The sequence below is a fragment of the Flavihumibacter stibioxidans genome, assembly GCF_014332695.1.
GTDB classification, from domain to species: domain Bacteria; phylum Bacteroidota; class Bacteroidia; order Chitinophagales; family Chitinophagaceae; genus Flavihumibacter; species Flavihumibacter stibioxidans.
Map to the genome: position 1 here is coordinate 74395 of NZ_MBUA01000031.1, position 17053 is coordinate 91447.

Genomic DNA, 17053 nt, shown 5'->3' on the forward strand with positions numbered 1-17053 from the left:
TTTTTTTATGCACCCATTAAACCGGGCCTTTGCTCATTTTGTAAAACAGGAAAAACTCTTCACCAGGTCACAGCGATTATTGGTTGCTGTGAGTGGCGGGCTTGACTCTGTTGTGCTTTGTCATTTATTGAAAATGGGTGGTTTTGATTTTGAAATTGCGCATGTGAATTTTCAATTGAGGGGGGATGAAAGTGAGCGGGATGCAGCTTTTGTGATTGAATTGGCGAATCAGATGGGGGTGCCATTTCATATTACCCGTCAGGATACAATGGCCTATGCCGCCAGCAATAAATGTTCGGTTCAGGTAGCAGCCCGGCAGTTACGGTATCAATGGTTTGAGGAACTGATCCGGTCCTCAGGTGATACGGCCAAACCTCTGGAATGCCTGCTCACGGCACACCATGCGAATGATAATGCGGAAACAGTTTTATTGAATCTGTTCAGGGGAACCGGCCTGCAGGGTATGCGGGGAATTTTACCGGTACGGGATAAAATCAGGCGCCCGCTGCTGTTTGCGGCAAGGGAGGATTTGCTTGATTTTGCCGTTAAGGAAAAGATCATTTGGGTGGAAGACAGTTCCAATATTTCGGAGAAATACGCCCGGAACTTTATAAGGTTGTCTGTAATTCCACTTGTACAGCAACAGTATCCTTCACTTGTTGGTACCCTGAATGACACGGCGTATCATTTCAGGCAGGTACAGTCCTTTTACGATCATTCCATGGCTACAGTCCTAAGGAAATTAATCGTCCGGAAAGGGAATGAACAGATGGTGCCCATCGGAAGGTTACGCCAGTTGCCAGGTACTGAAGCAGTGTTGTTTTCCTGGCTCAATCCTTTTGGATTTAGTTCGGAACAGACCAGGGCTTGCCTGGCATTGCTGGATAGCCAGACTGGTCACTATATTGATGGCAGTGGTACAAATTTGGAATCAATTTCATTCCGCCTGTTGAAGGACAGGAACTGGCTGGTACTGTCTCCGCTTGAATCACAGGATAACGGGATCATGCTTCTTGAAAAAGACCAGGGACAGTTAAGTCTTGCAGGTGGCAGGCTTGAGTGGGAAACCATACCCTATACCGGGCAGTCCATTCCGGCAGATAAAAACACAGCCTTCCTGGATGCTGCTGATATCGTTTACCCCTTACTGTTGCGGAAGTGGAAGCAGGGAGATTATTTTTACCCCATGGGCATGAGAAAGAAAAAGAAACTCGCACGTTTTTTTATTGATGCCAGGATCAGCCGGGTAGAAAAAGAAAGAATAAGAATACTGGAAAGCGCCCGGAAAATTATCTGGTTAGTGGGACAGAGAATAGACGACCGGTTTAAAATTACCCCCGGTACAAAAACGGTGCTGGTTATGCGCTTCCACGAAACTGGTGTCTGACATGTCGGATTTGAGCCGTCTGACGTTTAGGATTTGAGCCGTCTGACGTTTAGCATTATTGAATACGGTGGATACTAACGTCAGACGGCTTTCGGGGAAAACGTCAGACGGCTTTCGGGGAAAACGTCAGACAGCTTTCCCGGAACCTAAACACCTGAATTAATACCGTTCCTTAATTGCTTCAATGAATGATTTGATAACATCAAAATTGGCCAGCAATTTAGCTGCGATTATAGTGTATAACACCCCGAAAATTGCACCTGAAAAGTGAGCCCGGTGGCCGATATTATCGCCGCCTCTTTTGGCCAGGTAGGCTGATAATGCCAGAAATATAAACCCGAAAATATAACCCGGAATATCGATCGGAATAAACATCAGGCGGATAGGAGTGGCGGGGTTCAGCAGGATGGCTGAAAAGATGACGGCTGAAACAGCCCCGGATGCACCCAGTGCCCGGTATGAATAGTTTTTTCTATACTGAAAATAATCTGGCAGCACGGAGAAAATAAGGGCCAGCAGGTACAACATCAGGTAAACCAGTTTACCCTTACTGCCAAATAATCCCGGATGAGCGAAAAGATAAACCTCCAGGAATTCACCAAAGGAAAAAAGTGAAATCATGTTGAAGGCAAGGTGCATCAGGTCGCCGTGCACAAACCCACAGGTTAAAAACCGGTAATACTGCTTGCGGCTGTCGATTACTGCGGGCCAGAACAGCAGATCTTCTTTTACTTTTTCCTTATTGAATGCTGTAAATGAGATCACAACAGTCAGTAATACAATGGATAGGGTAATACTAATCATGTGCGAAAGATAAACAATTTCAATCAGGCATTAAACGCCTCAGTCATGGTGATATTTTTCATTCCTGAGAATGGTACAGGCCCGGTATACCTGTTCAGCCAGCACCAGCCTTGCGATCTGGTGGGGGAATACCAGTTTGGACAGGCTCCAGGTGAAATCGGCCCTTTGTTGTACCGAAGAATCAACGCCATAGGCGCCACCGATCAGGAAAATCAATTGCTTGCGGCTTTCATTGGCACGCTGCTGTAACAGGCTGGAAAGTTCAGGGGAACTGATATTCTTACCCCGCTCATCAAGAAGTACCAGGTAATCATCTTTTTGCAGATACTGAAGAACCTGCTGTGCTTCGGCCTTTTTAATGGCGGCCGGTTCAGTTAACTTGGATGGCGGAAGTAATTTCCATTCGCAGGGAAAATATCGGTTGATCCTTTGGGTGAAATCTTCCACAGCCAGACGTGTTGTCGGGTCCTGTTGTTTGCCAATGGTGAGCAGCTGGATTTTCATGATTATATCCAAAAAAAATGCCCTGCAAACGCAGGGCTTTTGTGACTCCGTCAGGATTCAAACCTGAAACCTTCTGATCCGTAGTCAGATGCTCTATTCAGTTGAGCTACGGAGCCATTCCCGTTAAGGGAGTGCAAAGATAAGGGAAACGGCTTTTAAATTCCAAAATTTCAAAGCCATTTTCCCTGAAAATTTTAATAGTGCCAGCGTACAAACGCTTCCATAGCAGCATATTGTGTTAATCCGAGCTGGGCATACAGCCTGGCTGTATTGGCGTTACGGTCTTCCGCACGCTGCCAGAATTCGCGTGAATCCGAGCCCTGGAAAGGAACCATGTCTTTTTGAGACTGATGGATGAATATGCCGAAACGCTTTTTCATTACCTGGTCCGGACTCATCGGTATGGCCATTTCAATTTCTTCAATATTCCATTCCTGCCATGCTCCTTTATACAGCCAAACCCAGCAATCCTTCACCCATTCGTCCCCTGCAGCTTTCAGGCGCCGCATGGACTCAAAAACAACGTCGAGACAAACCTTATGGGTACCATGCGGGTCTGCCAGGTCACCGGCACAGAATATCTGCTGGGGTTTCACCTTCCGCAACAATTCCATGGTGATCACCACATCTTCTTCTCCCATCGGATTTTTCTCAATCTTGCCCGTTTCATAAAATGGCAGGTTCTGAAAATGGATGTTCTCATCCTTGATGCCCACATAACGACAGGTTGCCTTGGCTTCTCCCCGGCGGATCAATCCTTTGATTGACCTGATTTCGGGAGTATCACTTTCACTGGGTTTCTTGGTAGCCAGAAATTGCTGGGCTTTGGCGAGGATATCGCGCGATTTGCTGGAATCAATTCCCGAAATTTCTTCAAAGCCAACAGCGAAATCAATGAAGCGTGTAACAAACTCATCAGTTACGGCGATGTTGCCGCTGGTCTGGTAAGCCACATGTACATCATGCCCCTGGTCGTGAAGGCGCATAAAAGTGCCGCCCATACTTATGATATCGTCATCGGGGTGGGGAGAGAAGATGATGCAGGTTTTCGGATAGGGAGTGGAACGTTCCGGATGTGCCGGGATTACTGCATTTGGTTTTCCACCAGGCCATCCTGTAATGCTGTCGCGAAGCATATAAAAAACCTGGAGGTTGATTTCGTAAGCATCTCCCTTTTCCACCAGCAGATCACCCAAACCATTGTCGTTGTAATCGCTGTTGGTAAGTCCCAGTACCGGTTTGCCGCTTTTCAGCGCCATATTCACCACAGCTTTTTTAACCATTTGGGGAGTCCATTCTATATCGCCGGTGAGCCATGGGGAACGGAAACGGGTGAGGTCTGCCGCCGCCATTTCATCTACCACAAATACGGCATCATTGTGTTGTTGCAGCAGAGATGCAGGAATTTGTTCGGTAACTTCATCTTCCACAGCTTTCTGAATCACCGGGGCTTTCATTGGGCCCCAGGCCATCAGGTAAATCTTTTTGGCCTTCATAATGGTATCAATGCCCATGGTCACTGCCAGACGAGGTACCTGGGAAATATTGGCAAATTCAAATGAATTCGCAATTCTAGTGGAGTTTTCAAGGGTGATCAGGCGGGTACGGGAAAAACGACTGGAACCAGGTTCGTTAAAACCGATGTGCCCGTTGTTACCAATTCCCAGAATCTGTGCGTCAATGCCTCCGGCAGCTTCGATCATGGCATCATATTCGGCACAGTGTTTTTTTATATTCTCTTTAGGCCATTCCCCATTAGGGATATGACAATTGGCAGGATTAATATCCACATGGTTGAATAATTGCTCCTTCATGTACCGGTTATAACTCTGCAATGCATCGTTTGTAATCGGATAATATTCATCAAGGTTGAAGGTGATCACATTTTTAAAACTCAGGCCTTCTTCGCGATGCAGCCGAACCAGTTCGGCGTATACGGTTTTGGGTGAAGAACCTGTGGCCAGTCCCAGTACGCAATTTTTGCCTTCTGCCTGTTTTTGCCGAATGATTCCGGCAATTTCATGGGCGATAAAAACGGAACCTTCTTTGAGGTTGTTGAAAATCCTGACTGGGATTTTCTCAAATGAATCTACCATGCTCATATTGGTCTTGTGCTTTAATTAGTGAACGAATGTAAAAAAATATGTGCTATGTAACTGATTTCATTTCACTTTATACTGTACCAAACCAATGCAAACGATTGAAATTCTGGTATGATATCATTTCAATTTATTCCATCAGTTATCAGTCATGTCCTATTCCGACTTCATGAACCCCCTTTCATATTTTACTGGAGTTTCCAGCAACCAGCATGTTGATTAAATTTTGTAACGCCGGTCCCGGTTTCAGACGGCAATTGCAATGGTGAACGAAAAAAAAAGACCGGAACCTTTCCGGTCCGGTCTGTAAATTATTCGATCAATGCTTCTGATTAGTAAGTCCTATTTCAGGACCGGCAGCAGGATGGATGACGCAAACTTATTATCGTGAAGGATCCTGATGGTGGCTTTCTGGAAATCACTGTCCTTTGCTTCGTAAATGTTCATAAACTTTTGCGGATTGCGGTCCATCAGTGGAAACCAGCTGCTCTGGATCTGGATCATCAGGCGATGCCCTTTTTTAAAAGTATGGGCAATATCGGGCAGCTCGAACTTTACATTCTCAGGCAGGTTGGGTTTAAACGGAACGGGCTGCTCAAAGCTTTTCCTGAATTTTCCCCGCATGATTTCACCCCTTACCAGCATCTGGTAACTACCCATGGGATAGGAGCCGCCGGCAGTTCTTGCGGGTTGGGGGATGGCATCACTATATGCAAAATCATCCGGGAAGACATCGATTACCTTAACCACAAAATCGGCATCGGTACTGCTGATACTCACCATCAGGTCGGCTATTACCGGTCCGGCAAGGGTCAGATCCTCCTGCAGCGGGGCTGTTTCGAAGGTGAGTACATCAGGACGGCGACTGGCGAAACGCTGGTCATCAGTCATGTACTCGCGGGTACGTGAATAGTGCACATCTTCCGTATAGGGAACGGGTTTGGCAGGATCACTGATATATTCGGAAGGCTGGCTTTTAGTGGCTGGCCTGTTCCATGAAAGACCTCCATTCTCCGACAGGTAAATAGGTTGGAGTTTCATTGCTTCCGGGGGCCAGGCACTGAATTCCTTCCAGGCATTTTCTCCGGAAAAGAATACAGTTGCCTCAGCCAGTTTAGGTTCTTCGCCTTTACCCTTCAGGAAATAATTGAAAAATGGTATTTCAATATTATTCTGGTACCACTCGGATGTCCTGCTGCCGAAACGTACATTGCCCAGGTAGCTGCCATCTCCGCGGCTCCATTGACCATGGAACCAGGGCCCCATAACGATCCTGTTATTGGTGGACTTGCTCTGCTTTTCAATGGCTTTGTATAGGTTCCAGGCACCGTATGTATCTTCTGCATCGAACAGTCCGCCAACAGTAAGCATAACCGGCTTGATATTATACATGGCCCTCCTTGCATCGCGTGCCTTCCAGAAATCGTCATAATTGGGATGGGCATACAGGTCTTTCCAGAACTTGATGGTGTCGCCTGTCAGTTTCATGAAATTGGGCAGGGCACCGATATCCAGCATGGTTTTGTAGTTGTCATTCCTGGGTAGATTCAGCTTGTTGACAGGGCCACGCGTGGTAGGTGCTGGCCTTGGGTAGCCGAAACCACCGGCATAAAAATCAAATCCATCCATAATAGCCAATGCCCCGTTGTGGTGGAAATCGTCGCCGATGAACCAATCGGTGACAGGCGCCTGCGGGCTGACAGCCTTGAGCGCGGGGTGGCCGCTGGCAGCAGCCATGGTCGAATAAAATCCCGGGTAGGAAATGCCAAAAACGCCCACATTGTTATTGTTGTTAGGCAGGTTTTTGGTGAGCCATTCAATGGCATCATAGGTATCGCTTGATTCGTCGATATCGGTATTGCTTTTTTTATTGTGGTTGAATGGACGAACGTCTTCAAATACACCCTCACTCATCCAGCGTCCCCTTACATCCTGCAGCACGATGATATATCCTTCCCGCATATAATATTTCCAATGCGTTTCCCAGAAAGCACGCCAGTTCTGCTCGCCGTAAGGTGCACAGGAATAGGGCGTTCGGCTCATCAGGATGGGATGCTTTTCAGAGGCATCTTTGGGCATATAAATAGAAGTAAAAAGTTTAACCCCGTCGCGCATGGGGATATACCTTTCCATTTTTACATAATTGTCCCGGATCCAGGCCGAATCCTGTGTATTGATTGTCTGGGCTGTTGTTATCAATGTACCGAATACGGCAGTTAATAAAATCACTAATTTTCTCATGTCAATTATATTGGTGAAACTGTAGGCATATTCCGAGATAATAAATGTACAGAAATGATTCCTGAAATGTTTTACTTTGACTTTCAAATCGATTAGCATGTTAGAAAGGAGAAAATTTTTGCAGCACTCACTGCTGGGCTCACTCGCTGTTCTTGTTGGAAAAAATAAAATCCAGGCGGCTACCGGCCTGAGTCCCGCTTCAATGGTGAAACCTGTGGTCATTTCCACCTGGGCGCCTAATTCGAAAGCCAACCTGGCTGCATGGAAAATTCTTTCAGCAAATGGCAGGGCACTGGATGCCATTGAGAAAGGTATCCATGTTACTGAGGCTGATCCTACGGATCAAAGTGTGGGATATGGCGGTTTGCCAGACCGCGATGGGAAAGTGACTGTTGACAGTTGTGTGATGGATGAAAAAGGCAATTGTGGAGCGGTGATGTGCCTGGAACATATCCTGCACCCGGTTTCAGTTGCCCGCCTGGTAATGGAAAAAACACCACATGTGCAACTGGTTGGGGAAGGCGCTTTGAAATTTGCAGTATCGGAAGGTTTTGAAAAAGTAAACCTTCTTACCCCGGAAGCCGAAAAAGCCTGGCGTAACTGGCTGAAGGCTTCAAAATATGATCCGATGATTACGGTGGAACACCTGGAGGAAAGGAACCGGAAAAACAAGGTGAAACCCGGCCAGCAGAACAATCACGATACGATCGGAATGCTTGCTATTGATATGAGCGGTAACCTCAGCGGTGCCTGTTCCACCAGCGGCATGGCATTTAAAATGAATGGAAGGGTGGGTGATTCCCCTATTATTGGTGCCGGCCTGTATGTAGACAATGAAGTGGGCGCAGCCACTGCAACTGGCGTTGGAGAAGAGATCGTTCGGGTTTGTGGCTCACATGTGGTGGTAGAGATGATGCGCAACGGTCATTCCCCCGAAGAAGCCTGTAAAAAAGCCATTGAAAGAATTGTAAAAAGGAATGGTATTGAAAAGGCGAAAGAATTACAGGCTGCCTTCGTTGCCATTAACAAGCAGGGGGAAGTGGGCGCTTATTCCCTTATTGCCGGATTCACTTACGCGGTCCATACTCCCGATGGCGCCTATACCAGGGAAGCAAAACATTTACTCTGATGGTACTGGAGCTTATAGCATTCAACATCGAAAGCTGCCGGCTAATAGAACAGGCCGGGGGTGGGCGGATTGAACTCTGTGCCAACCCGGTTGAAGGGGGCACAACCGTTTCGTATGGAATGCTTAAAGCGGCGAGGGAAGCGGTGAACATTCCGGTATTTCCGATCATCCGGCCAAGGGGCGGTGATTTTCTTTATAACAGTGAAGAGTACACGATAATGCAGCAGGATGTCCGACTGTGCAGGGAGATCGGTATGGATGGCGTGGTGATCGGTTTGCTGGACAGGTTCGGCAAGGTTGATAAGGCCCGCACTGCCAGGTTGGTGGAACTGGCTTATCCGATGGAAGTTACCTTTCACCGGGCGTTTGACCATGTCAGTGAACCCCTGGCAGCACTGGAAGATGTTATACAGTGTGGTTGTGTGCGCATCCTTACTTCTGGTGGTGCAGATACTGCCTTGCAGGGACTTCCATCCCTTCAGCAATTGGTAGGTTCCGCCGACGACCGGATCATCATTTTGCCAGGTTCCGGTATTCGTTCCGGCAATATCAGGCAACTGGCTGAAGCAACGGGGCTGCAGGAATTTCATAGTTCAGCCAGAACCATACTGAAAAGCGGAATGGCTTATGTCAACGGAAATATGACGGAAAGGTTGGAGACTTATACGGTTGACCCGGAGGAAGTAAGGGCCTGCATAAAAGCAATGAACAGGTAAATGAATTGCTTCATAAACCTGTTCACTGTTGAATCCCTTGATCTATTCGTCCTACAGAACTTTTGTGATCTTCAGTACATTCGTTGGTAAATGCTCCTTTACCGGTGTGCTTCCCGTATTTACAACAACATCTCCTGCATTAAGGAAGCCTCTTTCCTTAAGTATTTCAATCTGGTCTGAAACGATATCATCCAGGCTGTCTTCCTCCTCATAAAAGAATGCGCGAACACCCCAGCTAAGGCTCAACTGGTTCACCAAAGTTTTTTCCTTTGTGAAAATATACAGCGGAGAGCGGGGGCGGTAACTGGATAACATAAAACCGGTATAACCGCTCTGCGTCATACCAATCAATGCATCGGCATTAACATCCTTCGCAATCTTGCAGGCATTGTAACAAACTGCATCGCTCAGAAAAGAGGGGGAGTGAGGCTGGGGAGTGAGATCCTCTTCACGGTTATAGTAATATGCTTTCCTTTCGATTTCACCGATGATCTTGCTCATGGTTTCAATTACCAGAACGGGATGCTGACCTGTAGCGGTTTCGCCACTCAGCATTACAGCATCGGCACCTTCCATCACTGCATTGGCTACATCCGTTACCTCACTGCGGTTGGGCTTAACGCGGTCAATCATGCTCTCCATCATCTGGGTAGCTACAATGACCGGCTTGGCGCGGTGCATACATTTCCGGATAATGTCTTTCTGGATCAGCGGAACCTGCTCCATGGGGATTTCAATACCCAGATCGCCGCGGGCGATCATCACCCCATCACTTTCCAGGATAAGGTCTCGCAGGTTCGTGATGGCCTCCGGCATTTCAATTTTGGAAATAACCTTTGTCTTGCTGTCATGTTTATTCAGGATAGCACGAAGTTCCAGGAGGTCTTCCACCCGCTTCACAAATGACAGTGCAACCCAGTCGAGTTTCTGTTCAATGATGAAATCAAGGTCGATCAGGTCTTTTTCGGTTAATGCTGGTAGTGATATCTTTGTGTCCGGCAGGTTGATCCCTTTTTTAGAGGAAAGTTTGCCGCCCAGGGTAACCCTCACCTTTACATCATTTTGTGCGGTGATCTCCACCACTTCGACTTCAATTTTACCATCATCAATAAAAATGCGGTTTCCGACCACCACATCTGCGTACAGGTTCGGGTAACTTACGTAGATCTTTTCAAGGGTGCCTACGCATTTTGTATTGGTAAAGGTGAGAATGTCACCTTCATTTACCATAATGCCATTGTTCTCAATTTCACCAACCCTGAGTTTTGGGCCTTGCAGGTCACCCAGGATGGCGATATTGTATGGTTCGGTGGAGTTTATATTACGGATATGCCCAATGATCTGGGCCTTGTCTTCGTGGGAGCCATGCGAAAAGTTCAACCTGAATACATTCACACCCGCCTTCACAAGGTCCAGGAGTTTTTCGTATGTATCGCAGGCTGGTCCTACGGTTGCTACAATTTTGGTTCTTTTGAAAGCATGCTGCCTGCCTGCTTCTTTATCCATTTGCTGGTGCAGGTACTTGGAGGCGTTTTTTGACATATGTTGGAATTTCTTTGCTTGCTGATTTAATCTGATCAGGATGCAAGGATTTTTACAATCCTCATCCATTCTTCATTGATCTTCTGTTTGGCTTTAACTGCATTCTCCAGGGGGGTATAATGCATTTTATTGTTCTGGATGCCAACCATCACATTATGTTTACCTGTGAGAAGGCATTCTACTGCATGGTATCCCATCCGGCTTGCGATCAGACGGTCAATGCAGGAAGGAGAGCCGCCCCGCTGTATATGCCCCAGGATACAAACCCTTGCATCTACGTTAGGCATTTTTTCCTTTACAACCCTGGCAACCTGTTCGGCACCGCCAAATTCATCCCCTTCGGCCACAACAATAAGGTTCACCAGTTTCTTTCGCTTTTCTTTTTCCTGTAAGCTGGCAATAACACTTTCAATATCTGTTTTCCTCTCAGGGATCAGGATATGCTCCGCGCCGGTGGCTATACCACTATGAAGTGCAATGTAACCGGCATCGCGGCCCATCACTTCAATGATAAAAAGACGATCGTGTGCATCAGCAGTATCACGAATTTTATCGATGGCCTCAACAGCAGTATTTACCGCAGTGTCGAAACCAATGGTAAAATCCGTTCCCGCAATATCCTTATCAATAGTACCGGGTAATCCGATACAGGGGATGTCAAACTCCTTGCTGAAGCGGAGGGCACCATTAAAACTTCCGTCACCACCAATTACCACCAGACCATTAATGCCTCTTTTTTTCAGGTTATCATATGCTCTCTTGCGGCCATCATATTCATAGAAATCCTTGCTTCTCGCAGTTTTAAGGATTGTGCCGCCCCGCTGAATAATATTGGCCACAGACCGTGATTCCATCTTGAAAATATCATCCTCTACCATTCCGTTGTAACCTCTTAATACACCATAAACTTCCAGACCATGGTATAAGCTGGTTCTTACAACTGCCCTGATAGCTGCGTTCATCCCCGGAGAATCGCCCCCGGAAGTCAAAACGCCGATTTTTGTGACCTTTCTGTCGCTCATCGAATTAAATTAATTAGTTTGGTTTAACATGCTCATTGGTGGCCAGCTTCGTTAGGACCTATCAGAAATTTCAAATAGGCGCGCCAAAAATAAGGATTTGAAACGATTATGTAAGCTGTGAGTCATCCGTGCATTTTTCCTTATACTTGCTTTCCGGTAAATCCAGATTATTATGGTGAATAAATTTTATCAAACCGCCTTGCTTACGTTTGTTAGTTTTCAGGCCTTCTCGCAACTTAATTACCCTGTCAGCCGAAAAACAGATACGATCGACCAGTACGGCAACATTTCGGTACCCGATCCGTATCGCTGGCTGGAAAATGATAACAGTGAAGAAACCAGGGCATGGGTGGCAGAACAAAATAAACTGACCTTTGGTTACCTGGAGCAGATCCCATTCCGTAATGCCTGGAAGGATAGGATGCTGCAGGTCAGCAACTACGAGAAATTTTCAGCGCCTTTCCGGAAAGGCGAGTATTTTTATTATTATAAAAATAATGGCCTGCAAAACCAGTCCGCGCTCTTCAGGACCAAGGGACTGACAGGGAAAGAGGAATTGGTGATTGATCCTAATCTTCTTTCGCCCGATGGTACTACCCGGCTTACGAGTTTTGTTTTGTCCAGGGACGGGCGATTTGCCGTTTATGCGCTGTCAAAAGGCGGTTCAGACTGGCAGACCTACCTGGTCCGCGACATGGAAAGCGGGCAAACACTTGCAGATACTATTGAATGGGTAAAGGTATCTACTATCGCCTGGCAGGGAAATGGATTTTATTACAGTCGCTATCCCGCCCCCGAAAAAGGAAAGGAGTTGTCCACCAAAAATGAGAATCACCAGGTTTTTTATCATACTATCGGCACTTCCCAGGGTGCAGATAAACTGGTTTATGAAGATCCGGCAAACCCGCAAAGGTTTCATATCGCCTCCACCAGCATGGATGAACGGTTTGTGATCCTGAATATCAGCGACCGGGGCAAAGGCCTGATGGGGAACGCCCTCTATTTTAAAGATGCCGGCTCCCGGGAAGAGAGCTGGCAGCCCATCGTGAAAGATGTCGGTCATTTTACCTACAACTGGGTGGACAATATTGGCGACAATATCATCCTGCGCACCAATGAAGACGCCCCTAATTATAAACTGGTGAGCCTTGAGGCGAGCGATCCCGCCAAAGAAAGCTGGAAGACCCTCATTAAGGAAGGGAAATTCCCCATTCAAAACGCTGTTACCGGTGGAGGGAAACTCTTTCTTAATTACCTCGAAAACGTGAGTTCGCATGTATATATGTACCAGCCCGATGGAAAACTGGTGAAAGAGATCCGCCTGCCCGGAATCGGCAATGCCAGCGGATTCGGCGGAAACCCCGACGATAAAGTGCTCTTTTTTACCTTCAGTTCCTACACCTATCCACCCACTATTTTCAGGTTCGACCCGGTTACCGGCAACAGCCAGGTTTTTCGGGCACCCAAGATTCCGGGTTATTCGCCGGAAGCTTTCGAAACCCGCCAGGTGTTTTATCCCAGTAAAGACGGTACCATGGTACCTATGTTCATTACTGCCAGGAAGGGCCTGCAACGCAATGGCGACAACCCTTTGTTGCTTTACGCCTATGGTGGTTTTAATATCAGCATGACACCAGGTTTCAGTGCGGTAAATCTCACCTGGCTTGAGCAGGGGGGAATATATGTAGTGGCCAACCTTCGAGGAGGGTCAGAGTTCGGAGAAAAATGGCATGAGGCAGGCATGCTGGAGAAAAAGCAGAATGTGTTTGATGATTTTATTGCTGCCGCAGAATTCCTGGTTAAAGAAAAATACACCCGCCCGGCCAAACTGGCCATCCAGGGAGGTTCCAATGGTGGCCTCCTGATCGGAGCGGTGATCAATCAGCGGCCAGAGTTATTCGGGGTTGCTATTCCGCAGGTTGGTGTGATGGATATGCTGCGCTACCAGAAATTCACCATTGGCTGGAACTGGATCGCGGAATATGGCTCCAGCGAAAAGCCTGAGCAGTTTGGTTTTCTTTACAAATATTCGCCGATCCATAATATCAGGGAGGGAATCAAATATCCAGCTACCATCATCACAACTGCCGATCATGATGACAGGGTCGTGCCTGCGCATTCCTTTAAATATGCCGCTACCATTCAGGAGAAATACAAAGGGAAAAATCCACTTCTGATAAGGATCGACACGAAATCAGGGCATGGCGCCAGTAACCTCACCAAATCAATTGAGTTGTCGGCTGACCTGATGTCTTTCAGTTTTTACCAGATGGGAATCAAACCATCTTTTAAATGATAAAAAACGGATGGAAAAAATTCTCATAACCGGTGCCAACGGTATGGTTGGACAGGCACTGGTCAGGCTCCTTTCTTTAAAAGGTTACGAAGTCATTGCAACGGGGAAAGGTCCCTGGCGTTCACCCATGCCTGGTGGCCATATCCGTTATTTTGAAGCCGATATTACACACCCCTTTCAACTCCGGGAAATAATGGCCGGGGAAAAGCCTGCCATCGTGGTGCATGGTGCTGCTATGACCCAGGTGGATGATTGCGAGCTGAAGCAGAATGAAGCTCATTCCATTAATGTCGAAGCTACTGCCAGGTTATTGCTCGATGCAGAAGAATACAGCAGCTTTTTTATTTTCCTGTCCACCGATTTTGTTTTCGATGGGAACAAAGGAATGTACAGTGAGGATGACGATGTTAACCCGGTTAGCTGGTATGGACAAACCAAGGTGGAAGCTGAAGCAATTGTTCAAACCGCGGAGATTCCCTGGGCAATTGTCAGGACCTGCCTGGTATTTGGGAAAAAAGAATTAGCGGGCCGCCATAACCTGTACAGCTGGGTCAGGGAAAGCCTTGAACTGGGTAAACCTATTAAGGTGGTGGATGATCAATGGAGAACTCCTACTTATGTGGAAGATCTGGCAGCCGGCATAGAAATAGTAATCCGGAAAAAAATTGCCGGTATCTGGCATATATCAGGGAAGGACCAGGTTACACCATATGCAATGGCGTTGAAAATTGCCAAAAGTTGCGGATTGGATGCCAGTCTCATCACCCGGGTGACCGCAGATACTTTTACCCAGCCGGGGAAAAGGCCGGCGAAAACAGGATTTGATATCAGTAAATCATCGAGGGAACTTGGTTTTGAACCCCATTCCCTCGATGATATAATCTGCCGGTTAAATGGTTGATTTCCGGGGCAGGAAAATTTCGGCCATCATACAACGTGCACTGCCGCCACCATTTGTTTCAATAGTGGTCAGTTCAGAATGAATGATACTATTGAATGATTCCAGTTCAGCCCGCTGGTCACCTGTTAAGGAATGGTAAGCCTGTGAACTCATCACCAGGAAAAGTTCTCCCTTGTCATTGGTTACCTGCAACATATTTCCGGCAAATGAATTCATCTGGTCAGGGGTGATCTCTATGATTTTTTTGCCGCTATTGATAATTTCCTGGCTGACATACCCACGCTCAAGGCTATCCGTAACAGAGTCGAGGCAGATGACAACATATTTGTCAGCCACACACATCATCACATTGGTGTGGTAGATTTCTTTTCCTTCCTTGTCCCTGGCATAAAATGTAACTGGTTTATAGTCCATGAATGCGCAGAACCTGTCAACCAGTAATTTATCGGTCCGGGGAGAAAGGCAGGCATAGGCGATCCTGTTCTCCCGGTCAAGCACCATGCTGCCCGTTCCCTCCAGAAAATGATTATACTGTTCATCGGGGCTCATGTCTATTACCTTATTGTGACCGAAACGGCTGTAGATTTCGTCGAGTACATGCTGTTTTCTTTCAGCCCGCCGGTTCACGGCAAACATGGGGTAAAGCACCACGGTGCCGTCTTCATGAAAACTGACCCAGTTATTCGGGAAAATGGAGTCAGGAGTATAAGGTTCCGGGGTATCGTTGATCACTGTTACATTTATACCATGCCTCTGGAGCTTTTCCACGAAATTGTCGAATTCCTGCCGGGCCTTCTCCTGGGCATTTCCAGCCTGTCCTGCTACCTGGAAGGCATTATTCACAGCTGTTTCAGCATTGAAACTGAAATTGACCGGCCTGATCATCATGATATGTGAGGTTGTCTGCATATATACTGGTTGTGATGCTTGAAAAAGTGGCAAATTGTTATTTCTCACTCAGCGGCTCTCTTAATAGTGGCATGCTCATACAATGAAAACCACCCCTGGCACGCGACAATTCAGCCGAAGGCATCAGGATCATGGTGTCTTTAATATCATCGGTTGTTATTTCGCCATTTTCCAGTTTCTCCAGCAATTCCTTTACAGGTACCACCGCAAATCCGGCCTTTTCAAAAGCAGTAGAGGTTTTATCGTTTCTGTCGTAACCAAGTACCACACCTTCTTTCAATGCCAGTACATTACAGGAGTCTGTCCACTGTTCCCGGGCATCAAAAGGAAATTCATTGTTTCCGGAATAAATAAACCTGACTTTTTCATCGCAGCCAAGGTCATTGCGGCTGATATCATTAAGCAGGTCTTCGAGATTGTCGAAATAAACCGGGTTCTCAAGATCCTTTTTCCGAAACTGGATCACCTGGATTTTATTTTCGGATTTTTTGCCTTCCAGAATTCGCTGTACAATGTCCGCGTCTTCCTTTTTGATGGATTTTTTTGAAAAATGCCCCAGCATCACCCACACATTTCTTTTCACCTGGGTGAAAACTGTGTCGATATGCATGTAGTCGCGTTTCTTGGGGATTTTTACAATCGATACCTTCTTTACAACATTCTGTTCAAACAGTGCATGAACGGCCTGGTGTGCAGCTTCCAGGCTGGTTCTTTCACTCACGCCAATCAATACATGATCCTTGCTGACTACCATCACGTCTCCGCCTTCAAGGGTTACTTTTTTGTCATCGCCTTCTTTGGGTAAAAGAAAATGTTGATGGGTATCGGGCAGTTCAATGATATTTTCGCGAAGGTCTGCGAACAGGGGGTGATGGAAGAAAATATACCGCATCAGCAAGGCCTCACGTGTTCTTGCTTTTTTTGCCGGTTTGTTCAGCAGGATGTGGCTGTTGATGGTAATCCCAATATCCCGGGTAAAAATAAAATTCGGAATAGGAGGGAAGAGCAAACTCTTGTCAGTAGCGGTTCCGCTGATAAATATTTTCGCCAGGTCAACAGGCGAATACTGGTTTAATTCTTCCTGCTTTTTATGGGAGCAACCTTCAATAGCGCAAACTGAAGCCAGTAATTTAATTCGGATCTCGTGATCCTCCAGTATCTCCTCCAACAACCATTGGAGTTCGATTACTTTATCGGAACGGAAAAAATCCTTGTGACCGGGCTTGTAGAAATTTCTGTTGGCAGAAGGTGCATCTATCTGCTGCAGTTTCCCCCTGATCTTTTCCGGATCCAGGAAATATAGCAGGATTTTGGTGTAATAATCATATTCTTTCCTGCGGATGGTATCGAGGTGTACAATGTCTTCAAACAACCAGTCCTGTGCTTTGGAAGGAACTACTTTTCCCAGACCGCTGTCGGGACTATGAACCAATAATCGTTTTAAGGTACCAATTTCACTGGTAACGCTGGCAAATGCAATCTCTTTAGGCATAATCGGATAAT

The 17053-nt window shown here is 46.7% G+C and carries 13 protein-coding genes and 1 tRNA gene; 5 read left to right on the plus strand and 9 right to left on the minus strand.

Annotated features, from left to right (window positions below; translation table 11 throughout):
• Nucleotides 1–7 precede the first annotated feature (7 nt).
• Nucleotides 8–1387, plus strand: coding sequence for a tRNA lysidine(34) synthetase TilS (gene tilS, locus BC349_RS19380; protein ID WP_187258451.1), 1380 nt, complete (start codon nucleotides 8–10; stop codon nucleotides 1385–1387).
• Between the two features lie 159 nt (nucleotides 1388–1546).
• On the opposite strand, the gene BC349_RS19385 is transcribed toward tilS, so the two are convergent.
• From BC349_RS19385 to BC349_RS19405, 5 genes are all read right to left on the minus strand, one after another.
• Nucleotides 1547–2191 carry a rhomboid family intramembrane serine protease gene (locus tag BC349_RS19385; protein WP_187258452.1) on the minus strand — a complete coding sequence of 215 codons (645 nt, stop codon included), beginning with the start codon at nucleotides 2189–2191 and terminating at the stop codon, nucleotides 1547–1549.
• 39 nt (nucleotides 2192–2230) lie between these two features.
• Entirely contained in the window at nucleotides 2231–2695 is a 465-nt protein-coding gene (locus BC349_RS19390; RefSeq protein ID WP_187258453.1) for a 23S rRNA (pseudouridine(1915)-N(3))-methyltransferase RlmH, read from the minus strand.
• Between the two features lie 42 nt (nucleotides 2696–2737).
• Nucleotides 2738–2811 (minus strand) — tRNA-Arg (locus BC349_RS19395).
• 78 nt (nucleotides 2812–2889) lie between these two features.
• Complete coding sequence (nagB, locus tag BC349_RS19400; RefSeq protein WP_187258454.1) at nucleotides 2890–4797, minus strand: glucosamine-6-phosphate deaminase; 1908 nt, start codon at nucleotides 4795–4797, stop codon at nucleotides 2890–2892.
• A gap of 339 nt (nucleotides 4798–5136) precedes the next feature.
• Nucleotides 5137–7035, minus strand: a complete 1899-nt coding sequence (locus tag BC349_RS19405; protein WP_187258455.1) for a CocE/NonD family hydrolase — start codon at nucleotides 7033–7035, stop codon at nucleotides 5137–5139.
• A gap of 97 nt (nucleotides 7036–7132) precedes the next feature.
• Here BC349_RS19405 and BC349_RS19410 point away from each other — a divergent pair, with 97 nt between their 5' ends.
• Together BC349_RS19410 and BC349_RS19415 are read left to right on the plus strand one after the other, a co-directional pair.
• On the plus strand, nucleotides 7133–8164 hold the full coding sequence (locus BC349_RS19410) for a glycosylasparaginase (protein ID WP_187258456.1): 1032 nt from the start codon (nucleotides 7133–7135) through the stop codon (nucleotides 8162–8164).
• Complete coding sequence (locus tag BC349_RS19415) at nucleotides 8164–8880, plus strand: copper homeostasis protein CutC (protein WP_187258457.1); 717 nt, start codon at nucleotides 8164–8166, stop codon at nucleotides 8878–8880. Before BC349_RS19410 ends, BC349_RS19415 begins: the two co-directional genes overlap by 1 nt.
• A gap of 51 nt (nucleotides 8881–8931) precedes the next feature.
• On the opposite strand, the gene pyk is transcribed toward BC349_RS19415, so the two are convergent.
• A complete protein-coding gene (gene pyk / locus BC349_RS19420) occupies nucleotides 8932–10422 on the minus strand; it encodes a pyruvate kinase (RefSeq protein WP_187258458.1) in 1491 nt (496 codons plus the stop codon).
• 35 nt (nucleotides 10423–10457) lie between these two features.
• Nucleotides 10458–11444 (minus strand): 6-phosphofructokinase, encoded by a 987-nt coding sequence (gene pfkA / locus BC349_RS19425; RefSeq protein WP_187258459.1) that lies wholly within the window; start codon nucleotides 11442–11444, stop codon nucleotides 10458–10460.
• 172 nt (nucleotides 11445–11616) lie between these two features.
• Between pfkA and BC349_RS19430 the strand changes: the two genes are divergently transcribed.
• Both BC349_RS19430 and BC349_RS19435 read left to right on the plus strand, forming a co-directional pair.
• Entirely contained in the window at nucleotides 11617–13740 is a 2124-nt protein-coding gene (locus BC349_RS19430) for a prolyl oligopeptidase family serine peptidase (RefSeq protein ID WP_187258460.1), read from the plus strand.
• A gap of 10 nt (nucleotides 13741–13750) precedes the next feature.
• Complete coding sequence (locus BC349_RS19435) at nucleotides 13751–14641, plus strand: SDR family oxidoreductase (protein ID WP_187258461.1); 891 nt, start codon at nucleotides 13751–13753, stop codon at nucleotides 14639–14641.
• Here the strand turns inward: BC349_RS19435 and ctlX are convergent.
• Entirely contained in the window at nucleotides 14630–15550 is a 921-nt protein-coding gene (gene ctlX / locus BC349_RS19440) for a citrulline utilization hydrolase CtlX (protein ID WP_187258462.1), read from the minus strand. The two genes, BC349_RS19435 and ctlX, sit on opposite strands and share 12 nt — an antisense overlap.
• Nucleotides 15551–15587: 37 nt before the next feature.
• On the minus strand, nucleotides 15588–17042 hold the full coding sequence (locus tag BC349_RS19445; RefSeq protein WP_187258463.1) for an arginine deiminase family protein: 1455 nt from the start codon (nucleotides 17040–17042) through the stop codon (nucleotides 15588–15590).
• Nucleotides 17043–17053: the final 11 nt, after the last annotated feature.